The sequence below is a fragment of the Massilia sp. FBCC-B171 genome (assembly GCF_059134155.1).
This window is the reverse complement of the sequence record NZ_CP101443.1, coordinates 3,620,641-3,638,131: the sequence shown is the minus strand read 5'-3', so window position 1 is coordinate 3,638,131 and position 17,491 is coordinate 3,620,641. Positions and strand designations below refer to the sequence as shown.

Sequence of the window (17,491 nt, the reverse complement as noted above, 5' to 3'; positions counted from 1 at the left end):
CGAAAAAGTAATGCGGGGGAGCGATGGGGCCACGCCGCTGGAAAACCTGGAGCCTGCGCCTGGCGCTGGCCTTCATCGTCCTGGCCCTGCTGGGCCTGCTTGCCGCCTGGCTGCTGCTGCGCGCCAGCCTGGCGCAGCTCGACGGCACACGGGCCGCGCCCGCACTGGCGGCGCCCGTGACGATTGCGCGCGATGCTGCCGGCGTCCCGCTGATCCGCGGCGCCAGCCGGCTCGACGTGGCCTATGCCACCGGTTTCGTGCATGCCCAGGAGCGCTACTTCCAGATGGACCTGCTGCGCCGCACGGCCGGTGGCGAACTGGCCGCGCTGTTCGGTGCGCGCGCACTGCCGCTCGACCGCGCGCGCCGCCTGCACCGCTTCCGCGCCCGCGCCATACGCGCCCTGGCAGCGCTGGCGCCGCCCGAACGCGCCTTCATCGAGCGCTACGCCGGCGGCGTCAACGACGGCCTGCAGGCGCTCGGCGCCCGGCCGTTCGAATACCTGTTGACGGGCACCCCGCCCGCGCCCTGGCGTGCCGAGGATTGCCTGCTGGCGGTATGGGCGATGTTCATCGACCTGCAGGGCAACCAGGAGCCGCGCGCGCTGGCGCGCGGCTGGCTGCGCGAACACAGCGACGCGGCGCAGCTGGCCTTCCTGCTGCCGCAGGCCTCGCGCTGGGACGCGGCGCTCGACAACATGCTCGCGCCGCTGGATGCGCCAATGCCACCTGCCGCGCCAACGTGGTGGGGCAGGGCGGGCAGGCCGGCGGCGCCGCTGGCGCTGCTCGAGCGCGGCGAGATGGTCGGCAGTAACAACTATGCGATCGCCGGCAGCCGCAGCACGACGCGCGCGGCGATCGTCTCGGACGACATGCACCTGGGCCTGCAGCTGCCGAACATCTGGTACCGGCTGGCGTTCACGGTGCCGCACGCGCAAGGCGGCGAGCGCCGGCTGGTCGGCGTGACCCTGCCCGGCGCGCCGCCCCTGATCATCGCCGGCAGCAACGGCCAGGTCGCCTGGGGCTTTACCAACAGCTATGGCGACTACCTCGACCTGGTCGAAGTCGCCGTCGATCCCGCGCGGCCCGGCCAGGTGCGCACGCCGAAGGGCTGGGAGCGCCCGGCCGAGCATGTCGAAACGATCGCCGTGAAGGACGCGCCGAGCGAGCGGCTGGTGGTGCGCGAGAGCGCCTTCGGTCCGCTGCGCGAAGCCGGCGGCAGAACCTGGGCAGTGCACTGGGTCGCGCACGATCCGGGTGCGCTCAACCTGAACCACCTGCAGCTGGAAGGGGCGGCGACGGTCGACGCGGCGCTGGCGATCGCCGCGACCGACGGCATCCCGGCCCAGAATTTCATTGCCGGGGACGCCGCCGGGAATATCGGCTGGACCATCGCCGGCCGCCTGCCGCGGCGCGCGGCCGAGGGCGCAGTCGACAGATCCGGCGCCAGTTTTCCGCTCGCCGCAGGCACGGCAACGCCGCCCTGGGACGGCCTGCTTGCGCCGCAAGCCTATCCGCGCGTGCTCAATCCGTCCGACGGCCAGCTCTCTACCGCGAATAGCCGCCAGCTGCACGGTCCCGCGGCCAGCCTGATCGGCGACGGCGGCCTCGATTTGGGCGCGCGCAGCAGCCAGCTTGCCGAGCGCCTGCGCCGGCTCGGGCCCCGCACCGACGAGCAGGGCGCCTTTGCCGTGGCGCTCGACGACCGCGCGCTGTTTATCGCACTGTGGCGCGAGCGTGCGCTCGCTGTGCTCGACAAGGCGGCGCTCGAAGGGCAGCCGCAGCGCGCCGCCTTCCGGCGCCTGCTCGCGACCAGCTGGAACGGCCGCGCCGACGTCGACTCGGTCGGCTACCGGCTGGCGCGCAGTTTCATGTGGGCGCTGCACGACCTGGCTTTTGCCGGCGTCAACGCGCAGCTGGCGGCGCTCGATCCGAAGGCGACGATGGCGCTGGCGAACCCGCGCTGGCCGGCCGTGCTCACGCGCCTGCTCGACGAACAGCCGGCCGGCTGGCTGCCCCCGGGGCGGCGCGACTGGCGCGAGGTCCAGCTGGCGGCGGTCGACCGTGTGCTCGCCGAGCTGGAGAAGGAGGGCGTGCCGCTGGCGGAAGCGACCTGGGGCGCGCGCAACACGGCCGCTGTTGCCCACCCGATCGCGCTGGCCATGCCGCTATTGAAAGGCTGGCTCGGCGTGCCGCCGGACCAGCTGGCCGGCGACGCCCACATGCCGCGCGTGGCCGGCCCGAAGTTCGGCCAGTCCGAACGCATGACGGTGTCGCCGGGGCGCGAGGAGGCGGGACTCTACAACATGCCGGGCGGGCAGAGCGGCCATCCGCTCTCGCCCTTCTTCCTGCACGGGCATGCCGACTGGGTGCGCGGCCGCCCGGTGCCGCTCCTGCCCGGGCCAGCGCGCCATACGCTCACGCTGACGCCCGCGGTCTCAGGGCGCCGGTAGCACCAGGCGCACCGGCCCGAGCATGTCGGTGATCGCCTCCGCGCTGGAGGGGTGGCCGAGGAAGAAGCCCTGCACCAGGTCGCAGCCGTATTCTTCGAGCAGGACCAGCTGTTCGTCGGTCTCGACCCCTTCGGCCACCACCGCCATTTTCAGGCCATGGGCCATGGCGATGATGGCGCGCGTGATGGCCGCGTTCTCCGAATCCTGCGGCAGGCCGCAGATGAAGCTGCGATCGATTTTCAGGGACCGCACGTCGAAGCGCTTGAGGTAGTTCATCGACGAGTAACCGGTGCCGAAGTCGTCGATCGAGAGGTAGACGCCGATGCCGCGCAGCTGTTCCAGGGTGGCCAGGGTCGCCTTGGCGTCGTCCATCAGCGTGCCTTCGGTCAGTTCCAGCTCCAGCAGCTTCGGATCGAGACCGGTTTCGTCGAGCGCGGAGAGCACGATCTGCGACAGGTTCTCGTCCTTGAACTGCTTGGCCGACAGGTTCACCGCCATGCGCACCGAGCGGTGCAGGGCGCGCTGCCAGGCGCGCGCCTGGTTGCAGGCGGTGCGCAGGACCCATTCGCCGATCGGCACGATCAGGCCCGTCTCTTCGGCCAGCGGGATGAATTCGGTCGGCGAAATGATGCCGCGCTCGGGATGGCGCCAGCGCACCAGCGCTTCGACGCCGACGATCTCGAGCGAGCGCACATCGAGCTGCGGCTGGTACAGCAAATACAGTTCGTCGTTCTGCAGCGCCTTGCGCAGGCCCACTTCGAGCTTCACGTGGCTCATGATCTGCATCGTCAGCGAAGAGCTGTACAGCTTGGCGTTGTTCTTGCCGCAGTTCTTGGCGTGGTACATGGCCGTGTCGGCGAATTTGAGCAGCGAATTGCAGTCGTCGCCGTCTTCCGGGAACAGCGAGATGCCGATGCTGGCGGTAACGAAGATCTCGTTGCCGTCGATGAGGAAGGGCCGGCGCATCGCTTCCTTGACCCGGTGCGCGACGTTGAGTGCATGTTCGACCCGCTCGAGGTCGGGAATCAGGATCGTGAATTCGTCGCCGCCCAGGCGCGCCAGGTTGGTGGCCGAGTTCGAGTATTCGCTAGGCGCCGCTTCGCCGGGTAGCGCTGAGCCGGGCGACGCTTCGCTGCGCGACACCAGGTCGCTCGGGCGGATGGTTTCGCGCAAACGCTCCGAGACGATTTTCAGCAGATGGTCGCCGACGTTGTGGCCGAGCGTGTCGTTGATGCGCTTGAAGGCGTCGAGGTCCATGAACAGCACGGCGAATTTCTTGTTGCCGACTTTCGAGCGCTGCAGTTCGCGCTCGAGCGTCTCCAGGAAAGCCTGGCGGTTCGGGATGCCGGTCAGGCTGTCGCAATAGGCCAGGCGCCGGATCTGCTCTTCACTGCGTTTGCGCTCGCTGATGTCGCGCACCAGGCCCAGTACTTCCGCGGGGCCGGTCGCCACCAGGCGCGCTTCGAAATGCTGGGTCGCGCCAAAGCGCAGCAGCTCGTATTCGATCGAGCGGATCTGCTGGTTGCGCAAGACTTCTCCGAGCTGCTCCATCATGCGCCCGGCGATATCCTTGGGCAGCACTTCGGTGATGTGGCGCCCGACACAGCGCTCGGTCGTGAAGGGCACGGCGCCATCGCGCTCGCGGCTCGGGAAGCCGCGTCCCGGCTCGTAGTCGAGATAGAAGCCGTCGCGGTTCATGCGAAAGAAGGTGTCGGGGATGGCGGCCAGCACGGCGCGGTTCTGGGCGTCGGCGATGCGCAGGCGCGCGATCGCGTCGCTGGCGCGCAGCACGTACAGCACGCGGTGGCCGAGGATCGGCCAGTTGATCGGCTTCGAGACGAAATCGGTGGCGCCGGCCTCGTAGGCGCTGGTGACCGCCTCGATGTCGTCGCCGCCGGTGACCATCACGATCGGGACCGAAGCGCCGGGACCGTCGCCGCGGCGGATCGCGCGGCAGGCGGCAAAACCGTCCAGGTGCGGCATCTCGACGTCCATCAGGATCAGGTCGGGACGGTGTTCGCGCGCCAGGGACAGCGCCTGGCGCCCGTCCTCGGCCTCGATGGCGTCCAGCCCGACCTGCTGCAGCATCTCGAGCATCAGGAGGCGCATCACCGGATCGTCATCGGCGACCAGCACGACACCGCGTTGTGGGGAAGGGGAGGCTGACATCGTGTTTCCTTCTCTAGACCATCATGGCGTTCAGTGATTGCTGCACCGCCTGGAACTCTTCTTCCATGTCGGTCAGCAGGGTCGCCGCCCCCAGCACGCTGGCACTGCGGCCCATTTGTTCGAGGTCCCTGCACAGGCGTGCCAGGGTGTCGGCGCCGACGTTGGCGCTGGCCGACTTCAGGCTGTGCGCGACCCGGCGCACGGTAGCGGCATCCTGCCCGCCGACGGCCTGGCGCAGCGTGCGCAGGTGCTGCGGGGCGTCGCCGACATAGGCGGCAATCACCTTGCGCACCAGCGCGTCGCCGCCGTGCTGGCTCAGCGCGCGGATGTTCTCCAGCGCCTTGGCGTTGATGACGTCGCGCTGGATCACCTCGCGCGCCGCCTCGGGCAGGGTCGGCGCGGCATCGTCGTGGTGCACGCTGGCGGCGAGCGGCAAGGCGATCCAGCGGCCGATCACGCCGGCCAGTTCCGCCTGGGTAAACGGTTTCGACAGGTAGTCGTCCATGCCGGCGGCCAGGCAAGCCTCGCGGTCGCCCTGCAGCGCATTGGCCGTGATCGCGATCACCGGCAGCGTGCGCGGACGGCCGGCGTCCTGCTCTTCGCGGCGGATTTCGGAGGTCGCGGCAAAGCCGTCCATCACCGGCATCTGGCAATCCATCAGCACCGCCTCGAAGGTCTCGTTGCGCACGGCCTCCAGCGCTTGACGGCCATTCTGTGCGACCTGGGCCTGCAAACCCAGGCTCTCGAGCATGGCTTTCGCCACTTCGATATTGACCGGATTGTCCTCGGCCAGGAGCACGCGCCGGACGCGTGCATTGCCATCGCCGCGCGGGACCTGCGGCGGCGGCAGGAAGTGCGGCGCCGGCGCGGTCAGGCCGCGCGGCCGGGTGCCGAGGCAGGCGAACAGGTCGGCCGCGCGGGCCGGTTCGATCAGTTGGTAGGCCACGCCCGCTTCGCGCCGCTGGACCGGGTCGGCCGCCACGCGCTCGGGGCTGAGCAGGATCAGGCGCGTCGGGCGCGTTAGCGGATCGGCCTTGATGGTCGCCGCCAGCAGCAGGCCGCTCGAGTGCGTCAGTTCCATGTTGATGATGGCGGCGTCGAATGGCTGGCAGGCGCGCGCACGGGTCCCGAGCAGCTCGAGCGCGGCGCGCGCACTGGCGGCGCCTTCGCAGGCCAGGTTCCAGGCCGTCAGGTGGCGTTCCAGCGCGATGCGCGTGGTCTCGTCCTCGTCCACCACCAGCACGCGCATGCCGCCTTGCACCTGCTGCTGGCCGCCGGGCGCGTCGGGATCGACACGGCGCTTGTCGAAGCTGACCGTGAACCAGAACACCGAACCCTGTTTGGCGCCGTTGTCGACGCCGATCGCGCCGCCCATCAGTTCGACCAGCTGCTTGGAGATCGCCAGGCCCAGGCCGGTGCCGCCGAACTTGCGGGTGGTCGAATCGTCGGCCTGGGAAAAGGCCTCGAACAGGCGCCCGCGCGCCTCGCGCGAAATGCCGATGCCGGTATCGATCACCTCGAAGCGCAGCATCACGGCCTGGCTGTCTTCGCTGGCCACGCGCACGCGCGCTTCGATGCGGCCCTGCTCGGTGAACTTGATCGCGTTGCCGAGCAAATTGGCCATGATCTGGCGCAGGCGGTTGGGGTCGCCGCAGATCGCCACCGGGATGTCGTTGGCGATGTCGAAGTCGAGTGCAATGCCCTTGTTCTGGGCCTGCGGCGTGTAGACCGTGTGGATGTCCTCTAACAGGTCCCACAGGTTGAAGTTGATGTATTCGATGGTCAGCTTGCCGGCCTCGATCTTCGAGAAGTCGAGGATGTCGTTGATGATCACCAGCAGGTGCTCGCCCGAGCGCTTGACCAGGCGCGTGTAGTTGCGCTGGGCTTCGCTCAGGTTGGTCCCGAGCAGCATCTCGGTCATGCCCAGCACGCCGTTCATGGGGGTGCGGATCTCGTGGCTCATGGTGGCGAGAAAAGCGCTTTTCGCGCGGCTTGCCGCTTCGGCCGCGTTCTTGGCGCGTTCCAGCTGCTCGGTACGCACCGAGACCTGGCGTTCGAGTTCGTCGCGGTGCGTGGTGAGGGCGGCGCCGCGGCCTTCGATCTGGGCCAGCATGTCGTTGAAGCTGTCGATCAGCTTGCCCAGTTCGTCGCGCCGGGTATGCGGCACCCGCAGCGTGTAGTTCTGGCTCTCCGACACGTTTTGCGCCGCCTGGATCAGCCGCGTCACCGGATCGGTGATGCCTCGCGTGAAGCGCCGCGCCAGCACCAGCGACACCAGCAGCGAGATGCACATCGCGCCGGCCAGCACGCCGACGCTGTGCAGGATGTCGCGCCACATCGGCAGTAGGTCGAGTTCGATCACGAGCACGCCGACCTGGGCTTTGCCGCCCAGGACCGGCCGGTACAGGCGCAGGCGCGCCGAGGTGAGCTTGCCGCCCTCTAAGTTGGCCGCGGCCAGCGTGGCTTCATCGACGGCCTCGAGCATGGGGGCCGGCTTCTCGGTCGCATGCGAGGGCGAGCTGTACGAGGAGAACAGCTTGCCCTTGCGGTCGTACAGGGCGGCGCGCGAAATTTCGGGTTTCGCCTCCAGCGAGACGAGCAGGGTCAGCGCCAGCGTGGGGTCGTTGAAGATCAGCGCGTCGGCACTGCTGGTGGCCACCACGCCGGCCAGCGAGGACAGGTGGCGCCCTTCGTTCTCGCGCTTGTTCACCACCGAGGCGACCGAGAAGGCGAGGAACACGCACAGCAGGGCGGTGCCGGTCGACAGCAGCGACATCGTCGTCAGTTTGCGGTACAGGCTGGAACGCGCGAAGTTCGGCATGGAGGCAAGTGTGCAGGAGCGGCATGGCGGCACGGGCCTGCGCGGTCCAGCACGCGCATGCCCTCCTTGCAGAAATGCAAATTCCTGCAAGAAAAAATATTACGTGGGAGGGGAGGGGGTGGCCTTGCGGTGGCGCAAGGCGGGAGGGATGGGGGCGTTGGGGAGCGGTTCAGGAGGCCGGCATGGCCGGCCTCCCGTCAACAACAGCCGCCACTGCGCCCGGAACCGTAGCGCGCTTCCTGGCGCTCGCGGAAAAACTCCTCGTAGGTCATCGCCGTCTTGTCCGGATGCTCGCGCTCCATGTGCGCCAGGTAGGTGTCGTACTCAGGCAGGCCGACCATCAGGCGCATGCTTTGCCCGAGATAACGGCCGGCCTGGGCGAGGGTGGAGAACATTACGGCACCTGGGGCGAAGGCGCGGCGACGAAGGGCGATTCCTTCACCGTCGGGCTGGCGCTGTTGCGCGCATTGATCACCGTGCGGATGCCGTAGTACAGCACCGCGAGGACGACCACCATGAAGAAGCCGGCCAGCGTGGCGTCGACATAATCGTTGAAGATGATGCGGCGCATCTGGTCGAGCGACTTGGCCGGCGCCAGCACCTCGCCCGCATCCAGGGCGGCCTGGAACTTCTGGGCATGTGCCACGAAGCCGACCTTCACGTTTTCGTGGAAGATCTTTTGCCAGCCCGCCGTCAGGGTGCAGATCAGCAGCCAGATGGTCGGGATGACGGTGACGAAGGCGTATTTGCCGCGCTTCATCTTGAACAGCACGACGGTGCCCAGCATCAGCGCGATACCGGCCAGCATCTGGTTGGCGATGCCGAACAGCGGCCACAGGGTATTGATGCCGCCCAGCGGATCGACCACGCCCTGGTACAGGAAATAGCCCCAGGCGGCGACGCACAGGCCCGTGGCCAGCAAGTTGGCCGGGAGCGATTCGGTGCGTTTCAGCGAGGGCACGAAGGCGCCCAGCAGGTCCTGCAGCATGAAGCGGCCCGCACGGGTGCCGGCATCGACCGCGGTCAGGATGAACAGCGCCTCGAACAGGATCGCGAAGTGGTACCAGAAGGCCATCATCGCCTTGCCGCCGATGACGTTCGACAGGATATTGGCCATGCCGACCGCCAGCGTCGGGGCGCCGCCGGCACGCGAAATGATGCTGTGCTCGCCAACGTCCTTGGCCATCTGGGTCAGGGCGTCGGGAGTGATCACGAAGCCCCAGCTCGAGACGGCAGCGGCGGCCGATTCAGCCGTGGTACCGAGCAGCGCCGCCGGCGCGTTCATCGCAAAATAGATGCCCGGGTCGATGGTCGATGCGGCGACCAGCGCCATGATGGCCACAAACGATTCCATCAGCATCGCACCGTAGCCGATGAAGCGGGCGTGGGTTTCGTTCTCGATCATCTTGGGCGAGGTGCCCGAGGCGATCAGCGCATGGAAGCCCGACACGGCGCCGCAGGCGATGGTAATGAACAGGAAGGGGAACAGGTTGCCCGACCAGACCGGTCCCGAGCCGTCGACGAAGCGCGTCACGGCAGGCATCTGCATGTGCGGGGCGACCAGCAGGATGCCGATGGCCAGCGCCACGATGGTGCCGATTTTCAGGAAAGTCGACAGGTAGTCGCGCGGTGCCAGCAGCAGCCAGACCGGGATCACGGAAGCGACGAAGCCGTAGCCGATCAGCATCCAGGTCAGCTCGGTGCCGGTGAAGGTGAACATCGGGCCGAGCACGGGCGAATCGTGCACCCACTGGCCGGCGACGATGGCGAGCATGAGCAGGATGAAGCCGATGAAGGAAATTTCGCCGATGCGCCCGACGCGGATGTAGCGGGAATAAATGCCCATGAACAGCGCGATCGGGATCGTCGCCATCACGGTGAAGCTGCCCCATGGCGAGCCGGTCAGGGCTTTCACGACGATCAGCGCCAGCACAGCGAGGATGATGACCATGATCATGAAGGTGCCGAACAGGGCGATGATGCCCGGGATCTCGCCCATTTCCGACTTGATCAGTTCGCCCAGCGAGCGGCCGTCGCGGCGCATCGACATGAACAGGACGATGAAGTCCTGCACCGCGCCGGCGAAGACGACGCCGGCGAGGATCCACATCATGCCCGGCAGGTAGCCCATCTGGGCCGCCAGCACGGGACCGACCAGCGGGCCGGCGCCGGCAATGGCGGCGAAGTGGTGGCCGAACAGCACATATTTATTCGTCGGCACGTAGTCGAGGCCGTCGTTGTACTTGTAGGCGGGGGTCTGGCGGGCGGGGTCGAGCCCCATCACCTTCGTGGCGATGTAGAGGCTGTAGAAACGGTAGGCGATCAGGTAGACGCAGACGGCAGCGGCAACCACCCAGACGGCGTTGATGGACTCGCCGCGGCGCAGGGCTACGTAAGCGAGCGCACCTGCGCCGAGGAGTGAGAGCGCCGCCCAGCCGAGTCGATTTCCGAGGCTTTTCATGGTGGCTCCTTAAGTCGTTATGCGAAAGGGTGCGGCGCATCCACCCACGCTGACGAGAACGCCTGCATGGACAAAGGGGAATCCGACCCGTATCTTGCCCTATTATGGGAACGGCAAGCGCATGATTCTAACCGCCGGTAGTAGCAAAATAACTACGTATTATCCCTTGGTAAATGTATCCATATGGAAACATTCTCATTGCATTTGATTATCTGGTCGACTAATATTGTCCGACTACCTACCAACGAAGACGCCAATGGCCTTGCTGGACCTTACAACCCTCCCGTTGGTGCGCATGCACGCGGTGGCCAATGGCCAGAACGAGTGGGTGGCGCTGCGCATGGAGATGATGGACGGCAGCCTGCCCGAACTGGTGCCGGCGCTGTTCGGCACCCCCGACTTGCTGGCGGCGGTCGCCCCCCTCGACTGCGTGCTGCTGCTGGCCGACCCGGCCCTGCTCACGCCCAATCTACTCGGCCTGCTGCCGCCGAACCGGGTCGTATTGAGCTTTACCGCCGCCGCGCTGGCGCAGGAGGGCACGGCCCAGCGCCTGGCCGCCCTGCATGATGCCGGCTACCGCGTGATGCTCGACGGCGTGCTGCCGCCTGGCGTGGCGCGTCCGGCCCAGCTGCGCGCCGTCTCGCAGGACTGCCGCGAAGCCGCGCCGCCCGCGGGAAGCCTGCTGGCGCTGTACGGCCCGCACCTGGCGCATGGCGTCGACAGCGCGGCCCGCCTGGTGGAATGCATGCGCGCCGGCTTCAGCTGGTTCAGCGGCGACTATCCGCTGGCCATGGAAAGCGGCCAGCATGCACAGGACGGCACTTCGCGCCGCCGCATCCTGGGCCTCCTGGCCCTGCTCGCCACCGACGCCGATTCGCGCGAAATCGAACTCCTGCTCAAGCAGGATCCGGCGCTGTCCTACCACTTGCTCAAGCTGGTCAATTCGGCCGCGTTTGCCGTCAACACCACGATCACCGGCTATGCCCAGGCAATTGCGGTCCTTGGCCGGCGCCAGCTGCAGCGCTGGCTGCAGCTGCTGCTGTATGCGAGGAGCAGCGCCGACGGCCTGCCGAACCTGCTGCTGCCGCTGGCGGCCCTGCGCGCCGGCCAGCTCGAGATGCTGTGCAAGCGCGAGGGCGGCGAGCGCGATGCGCAGGACCTGGCCTTCATGACCGGCGCCTTTTCCCTGCTCGACCGCCTGCTCGGCATGCCGATGCGCGAGATCCTGGCCAACCTGCAGCTGCCCGACGCGGTGACGGGCGCCTTGCTGGCGCGCGAAGGCGTGCTGGGCCAGCGCCTGCTGCTGACCGAGCGCGGCCCCGACGCCGCGGCCCTGATACGCGCCCAGGTCGACGCCGCCACCTGGTGGGACAGCCAGCTGCACGCGCATCACTGGGCAATCCAGGTGGGCCGCAATGTCTGACGTGCTGGCCTTGCCTACCCACGATTTCGTCGCCTGCAGCGCCGCGCTGAGCCAGGCCGTCATGCGCCTGCGCGGCGACGCGCTGGCGGCGGAACTGGGCCGCATCGCGCGCGCCTTGCTGGCCTGCCCTGAAGGGCGCTATGTGCCGGTCGACCCGCTGGCGCCGAACGGCGCCGAACCCTGCGCCGCGCCGCCGGGCATGCTGGTGCAGGAGATCCATACCGACGGCGCCTACCATGGCTGCTATGAGGTCAGCGGGCGCGGCGGCTATGACGACGAAGACCGGCGCAAGCTGGCCGGTCTCGCCACGCTGACCGGCACGCTGCTGCAGGTGCACTCGCTGGCGCGCCGCGCGACCCACGCCTATGCCGGCATCGAAGCGCAACTGGCGCAGCAGTCGCAAATCCTCGACCAGATCCACGAGTCGGTGCTTACGCTCGACCTGATGGGCTACATCACCAGCTGGAACGGCGGCGCCGAACGCCTGTTCGGCTATTCGTCGCTCGAGGCAGTGGGACAGAGCATCCTGTTCCTGTATGTCGACGAGGACGAGAGCCTGCCGGACGGCTTTGCCGCAGGCGGCGGGCGCATGATGGAAGTGCAGCGCCGGAAGAAATCGGGCGAGGTCTTCTGGGCCAGCCTGTCGCTCACGCCGCTGCGCGACCTGGAAGAACGCCCGGTCGGCCTGATCGCCTACCTGACCGACATCACCGAGCGCAAACAGGCCGAGGAGCGGCTGCACCACCTGGCCTATTACAACGAGCTGACCAGCCTGCCGAACCGCACCCTGTTCGCGCGCCTGGTCGACCAGGCGCTGATGGTCGCGCAGAGGAACGTCGCCACCGGCTGCGTGCTGTTCATCGACCTGAACCGCTTCAAGATGGTCAACGACACCCTGGGACGGCGCATCGGCGACGAACTGCTGCGCCAGGTCGCGGCGCGCTTTCGCGCCACCCTGCGCGAAGAGGACGTGGTGGGCCACCTGGCCGGCGACGAATTCGCGGTCGGCCTGTTCGACATCCGCCAGCACTTCGAGGCCACCACCGTGGCCCAGAAGCTGCAGTGCGCGCTCGACGCCCCCTTCCTGATCGAAGGCCACGACCTGCGCGTGGGCGCCAGCGTCGGCATCAGCGTCTTCCCGCAGGATGGAATGGAAGCCGACACGCTGCTGCGCAACGCCGACATCGCCATGGCGCGCGCCAAGCAAGGCCATGCCAACCCGGACCACAGCGTCGCCTTCTACAGCTTCGACATGAACCAGGGCATGCACGAGCGCATGCGCATCGAATCCGGCCTGCGCCACGCGCTCGGCCACGGCGAACTGCTGCTGTACTACCAGCCGAAGTTCGAGATCGGCAGCGACCGCCTGATCGGCGCCGAAGCGCTGGTACGCTGGAACCATCCGGAGCGCGGCCTGGTGCCGCCGATCGAATTCATCCCGCTGGCCGAAACGACGGGCCTGATCGTGCAGGTCGGCGAATGGGTGCTGGAGCAGGCCTGCGCCCAGGCCGCGGTCTGGCAGCGCGCCGGCTTGCGCCCGTTCCGCCTGGCCGTGAACGTCTCGGCACGCGAATTCACCGAGTCGCTGCCGACCCGCGTGGCCGCCACCCTGGCGCGCTACGAACTGGACGCCTGCTGGCTCGAGCTGGAAATCACCGAGAGCACGCTGATGCACGACATCGACCGCGTGATCGGCATCATGGACCGCATCAATGCGCTGGGCGTCGCGCTCTCGCTGGACGACTTCGGCACGGGTTACTCGAGCCTCTCCTACCTGAAGCGCTTCCCGATCCACACCCTGAAAATCGACCGCTCGTTCACGACCGGCATTCCGCTGGACGCCAGCGACTGCGCGATTGCCAGCACCATCATCAGCATCGGCCGCCAGCTTGGGCACCGCGTGATCGCCGAGGGCGTCGAGACGCTGGAACAGCTCGCATTCCTGCGCGAGTCGGGCTGCGACGAGGTGCAGGGTTACCTGTACGCGGCGCCGCTGCCGGCGGCGAGGTTCGAACAGGGGCTGCGCGACAACTGGCTGCTGGTGGAGTAGGGGGCGATTGCCTGCCCTCCATAGAATGATTTATGTATAATGCCGGACTTCAGGAAGCGTGGCCGAGTGGTTGAAGGCAGCAGTCTTGAAAACTGCCGACGGGGGAACCCGTTCGTGAGTTCGAATCTCACCGCTTCCGCCAGGAAACAAAGAAACCGCCCCTTGGGCGGTTTTTTGTTGCCTGTCGGAAGCGAGGGGAGCGCCTGCGCGCTCCCCGTGTGAGAATCGAAGGGCTGGGCATACTTGCCCAGCCCTCTCCGAATCGCCCATCTGCTGCCCGCGCAGCGGGCAGCCCCGCGCCGCCGCAGGCGCGCGTTCTACCTCTGATCAGGCAGTAGCGGCCTGCTGTATTATCCAGCCCAGAAAACCGAAAGCCAAACATGCTCATCATCACCATCAAACAAGGCAAAGAAAAGTCCATCCTCGCCGGCGACCCCTGGATCTACCTCTCCGCCATCGAACGCATCGACGGCAAACCGCAAGAGCTGAAGAAACCCGGCGCCACCGCCACGATCCAGTCTTCTTCCCGCCAGTTCCTCGCCCGCGCCGCCTACAACGCCAAATCCCAGATCGCCGCCCGCGTCTGGACCCTGCGCGAAGACGAACCGATCGACCACGCGCTGATCAAGCGCCGCGTCCAGGCCGCCCTGCAGCGCCGGACCGGCCCCTGGGTCACTGCCGATCCGCAGGAACTGTTCCAGCTGGTCGACGGCGAAAAGGACGGCTTGCCGGGCCTGCTGGTGCACAGCTACGGCGGCCGGGAAGGCTACCTGGTCTGCCAGTTCAACGCGGCCGGCGTCGAGCTGTGGAAGGTGGCAGTCGTGCAGGCGCTGCTGAAGGAAACCGGTTGCCCGAATGTGTACGAACGCTGCGACGAGCTGCTGCGCCAGGGCGAGGGGCTGGCCGTCTTCTCACGCGCGCTCGCCGGCGAGGAGCCGCCCCAGAAGCTGATGGTGCGCGAGGGAAAACGGCTGGCGCCGATGGATATCCGCACCGGGTTTACTTACCCGCGTTGAGCCGCCTTGCTTCGCTATTTGTGACATCGCTTCGCCGCGCGCGACACCCATTGTTGCTTTGCTGGCATCCTCAATGCGCTTTCGTCGAATTCGTAGACAATTAGTGCCTTCGGGCACAATTTTATTGTTCGGACAAGTGCTCATGGCTATCATGTCCGATTCTTTCGACGAATTCACCGCATGAAGAACCCGGTTCGCGCCCCCGAGGCGACGCGACGTCCCCTGCGCCTGGCGACCATTACCATGCTGACCGTCAGCATCGCCGTCACCCTGACGGTCTTGCTGCACCTTGCCCTGGTCAGCCATTTCGCGCACAAGCAGGCACGCACGGAAGCGCAGCTGCGCCTGCAGCAGCTGTCCTGGCAAATGCGCGATGCGCTCAACCGGGTGACGAGCAACGCGATCGTGACGGTCAAGCTGCTGTCCGAATTGCCCCAGGTTCGCTCTTACGAAAAACCCGAGGAAACCCGCCGCGTGCTCGAATCGCTCCAGCGCGCGGTGGCCGACTACGCCTGGATCGGCGTGGCCGATGCGCGAGGCAAGGTGAGGGTGGCCACCGGGCAAATGCTCGAAGGCGCGCAGGTCGATGCCCGGCCCTGGTTCCAGACCGGCCTGAAGGGCGCGCACGCGACCGATTACCACCCGGCCCTGCTGCTGAACAAGCTGCTGCCGAAAGCGAGCGATCCGTGGCGCTTCATCGACATGTCGGCGCCGCTGGCCGGCGACGACGGCGCCGTGCATGGCGTGGTGGGGGTGCACATGAGCTGGCAATGGGTGCGCAACCGCGCGCGCCAGCTGCTCACGCCCGCCTTGCGCGAATACGGCGCCGAGGTGCTGGTGGTGCGCGCCGACGGCACCGTGCTACTGGGACCGGAGGAGCTGGTCGAGAAGAAGATCGATAGCCCGAGCCTGCGCCTGGCCCTGGCAGGGGGTACCGGTTCGCTGCGCGAGGAGGCAGCGGACGGCAAGGTCTACCTGACCGGCTACAGCCGCACCGGTACCGACGGCGATCCGTCGACGCTGCGCTGGGCGGTGCTGGTGCGCCACACCGAGGATGCGGCGCTGGCCGGGGCGCGCGTGCTGGAGCGGCGCATGATCTGGCTGAGCGTGCTGATGGCGATCGTGCTGGCCGGCTGCGCAGCCTTGCTGGCGCGCCGCCTGACGCGGCCGATGGATGCGCTCGGCGGCGCGATCGAGCAGGCGGTCGAAACCACGCGCCGCGGCGGGCGGGCCGCCGACATTCCGGTGGTCGACGGCTTCCATGAGGCACAGGTATTGTCGCGCGCGATGCGCGAACTGGTGCGCAGCGAGGAAGAACACCGCAGCGCGCTCGAGACGATGAACCACCAGTTAGAGAGCACGGTCGCCGCGCGCACCGCCGAACTGCAGGCCTTGCTGCTGCACGACGCCCTGACGGGACTGCCGAACCGGCGCGCCCTGATGCAGACCTTGCCCGACGCCATGCACCGCGCCGCGCGCGCCCACAAGCCCTGCGCCTTGCTGTTCCTCGACATGGACGGCTTCAAAAGCGTCAACGATACCCATGGCCACGAGGAAGGCGACGAGCTGCTGCGCCAGTTCGGCGCCCGGCTGCTCGACGCCGTGCGCAAGACCGACCTGGTCGCTCGCCTGGCCGGCGACGAATTCGTGGTGGTGCTCGAGAGCCTGGGCGATGCCGATGACGCCTATGAGAAAGCCGACAATCTGCTGGGAGCGCTGCGCAGTCCCTACACCCTCAAGCGCGCCACCGTGAGCGTCGGCGCCAGCATCGGCGTGGCACTGCACCTGCCGGGCGATGCGCACGATCTGGACACCTGGCTGGCCCGCGCCGATTGCGCCATGTACGCCGCGAAACGTGGCGGCAAGAACACAGTTGCGCTGGCAGCATAAGGTTACTTTTTCGAAACGTCAGAATTTGCCTACATAAAGACGAGCCTAACTAGTCAGCGGTATGTGCGACATTCGACAGATGAAGCTGTCTGGGCGGGGTAATGTAGAGGCGTAGAGAGGATACGCCGATGCTTAAGTCGTTAGTCACATTTGCAGTGCTGGGAGGAAGTGCCGCGGTTGCCTGTGCGCAGGGCGGCGTCACGACGTATGGCGTGATCGACGCCGGCGTCGTTGGCCAGAAAGGTTGCGCCGGTACCTGTGCCACCCAGGTCGGCAGCGGACTGGCATCCGAATCGTATGTCGGCATCCAGGGCCGCGAGCCGATCGGCAATGTGGAAGCCATCTTCGCGCTCGAGAGCGGCGTGCGGCTCGATACCGGCCGCAGCGCCCCGGACGATCGCGTGTTCGGGCGCCAGGCCTATGTCGGCCTGGCCGGCGAATACGGCGCCGTGACCGTTGGACGCCAGTACAACCTCCAATACCTGGCACTGACCGATGTCGGCGACCCGTTCAAGGGCGGCATGGCGGGCAGTGCAAGCAACCTGATCGGCGGCGGACGCCGCGCCGACAACAGCGTCCAGTATTACGGCGCACTCAGGCGCGGCGTGTCGGCCGGCGCCTCGTATTCGTTCAAGGAAAAAGTCGACACCTCGCCGGCAGGCCGCGCCTGGGGCATGACGGTCGGCATCGAGGCGGGGCCGCTGACGGTGCGCGCCGCCCACCAGAACCAGAACGCCGTGCGTGTCCAGCTCAACAGCAAGACCAGCAACGACACCGTGGCGCGCAATTCCATCCTGGCAGCGAACCTGCGCCTGGGTTGGGGCACGGCCTACGCCGCTTACAGCCTGAGCCGTGGCTGGGGCGGCTCGCCCCTGTTCAATCCCGACAATCCGTATGCCGCGGCGGGACTGGCGCGCACCGCATCGAGCAACAGCCGCGACGGCCTGTTCGGCCTGGCGGTCCCCCTCGGCCAGGGCACGACCCTGCTTGCTTCCTATATCTGCAAGGACGACCGCGACCTGGCCAACCAGGACGCCAACCAGGTGGCCTTGGGCGCCAGCCATGCGATCTCGCGCCGCACCGATTTCTATGCCGCCTATTCGCACATCAAGAACCGCAACGGCGCCCGTTATACGGTCGGCAACGCCAGCGAGCGCGGCAGCGGCAATTCGGCCATTAACATCGGCATGCGCCACGCGTTTTGATGCGTC

General features: G+C 67.4%; 10 protein-coding genes and 1 tRNA gene. 7 read left to right on the top strand and 4 right to left on the bottom strand.

Annotated features, from left to right (window positions below):
• Nucleotides 1–23: 23 nt before the first annotated feature.
• Nucleotides 24–2,450: a penicillin acylase family protein gene (locus tag NMB41_RS16495; protein WP_494378890.1), complete on the top strand. Its 2,427-nt coding sequence runs from the start codon at nt 24–26 to the stop codon at nt 2,448–2,450.
• On the opposite strand, the gene NMB41_RS16490 is transcribed toward NMB41_RS16495, so the two are convergent.
• From NMB41_RS16490 to NMB41_RS16475, 4 genes are all read right to left on the bottom strand, one after another.
• Nucleotides 2,436–4,619, bottom strand: coding sequence for a putative bifunctional diguanylate cyclase/phosphodiesterase (locus NMB41_RS16490; protein WP_494378889.1), 2,184 nt, complete (start codon nt 4,617–4,619; stop codon nt 2,436–2,438). The genes NMB41_RS16495 and NMB41_RS16490 overlap by 15 nt on opposite strands.
• 13 nt (nt 4,620–4,632) lie before the next feature.
• The gene (locus NMB41_RS16485) at nt 4,633–7,440 is read right to left on the bottom strand and encodes a response regulator (RefSeq protein ID WP_494378888.1); all 2,808 of its coding nucleotides are present in this window, start codon (nt 7,438–7,440) and stop codon (nt 4,633–4,635) included.
• Nucleotides 7,441–7,637: 197 nt separating this feature from the next.
• Entirely contained in the window at nt 7,638–7,835 is a 198-nt protein-coding gene (locus NMB41_RS16480) for a YbdD/YjiX family protein (RefSeq protein ID WP_494378887.1), read from the bottom strand.
• The gene (locus NMB41_RS16475; protein WP_494378886.1) at nt 7,835–9,901 is read right to left on the bottom strand and encodes a carbon starvation CstA family protein; all 2,067 of its coding nucleotides are present in this window, start codon (nt 9,899–9,901) and stop codon (nt 7,835–7,837) included. The genes NMB41_RS16480 and NMB41_RS16475 overlap by 1 nt, the downstream gene beginning before the upstream one ends.
• Nucleotides 9,902–10,157: 256 nt before the next feature.
• Here NMB41_RS16475 and NMB41_RS16470 point away from each other — a divergent pair, with 256 nt between their 5' ends.
• From NMB41_RS16470 to NMB41_RS16445, 6 genes are all read left to right on the top strand, one after another.
• Entirely contained in the window at nt 10,158–11,324 is a 1,167-nt protein-coding gene (locus NMB41_RS16470; RefSeq protein ID WP_494378885.1) for an HDOD domain-containing protein, read from the top strand.
• A 1-nt stretch (nt 11,325) separates the two neighbouring features.
• Entirely contained in the window at nt 11,326–13,374 is a 2,049-nt protein-coding gene (locus NMB41_RS16465) for a putative bifunctional diguanylate cyclase/phosphodiesterase (RefSeq protein ID WP_494382857.1), read from the top strand.
• Nucleotides 13,375–13,426: 52 nt separating this feature from the next.
• A tRNA-Ser gene (locus tag NMB41_RS16460) sits at nt 13,427–13,516 on the top strand.
• Between the two features lie 238 nt (nt 13,517–13,754).
• Complete coding sequence (locus tag NMB41_RS16455; protein WP_494378884.1) at nt 13,755–14,390, top strand: class I SAM-dependent rRNA methyltransferase; 636 nt, start codon at nt 13,755–13,757, stop codon at nt 14,388–14,390.
• A 180-nt stretch (nt 14,391–14,570) separates the two neighbouring features.
• Nucleotides 14,571–16,280: a diguanylate cyclase domain-containing protein gene (locus NMB41_RS16450; RefSeq protein WP_494378883.1), complete on the top strand. Its 1,710-nt coding sequence runs from the start codon at nt 14,571–14,573 to the stop codon at nt 16,278–16,280.
• Nucleotides 16,281–16,408: 128 nt separating this feature from the next.
• On the top strand, nt 16,409–17,485 hold the full coding sequence (locus tag NMB41_RS16445) for a porin (RefSeq protein WP_494378882.1): 1,077 nt from the start codon (nt 16,409–16,411) through the stop codon (nt 17,483–17,485).
• Nucleotides 17,486–17,491: the final 6 nt, after the last annotated feature.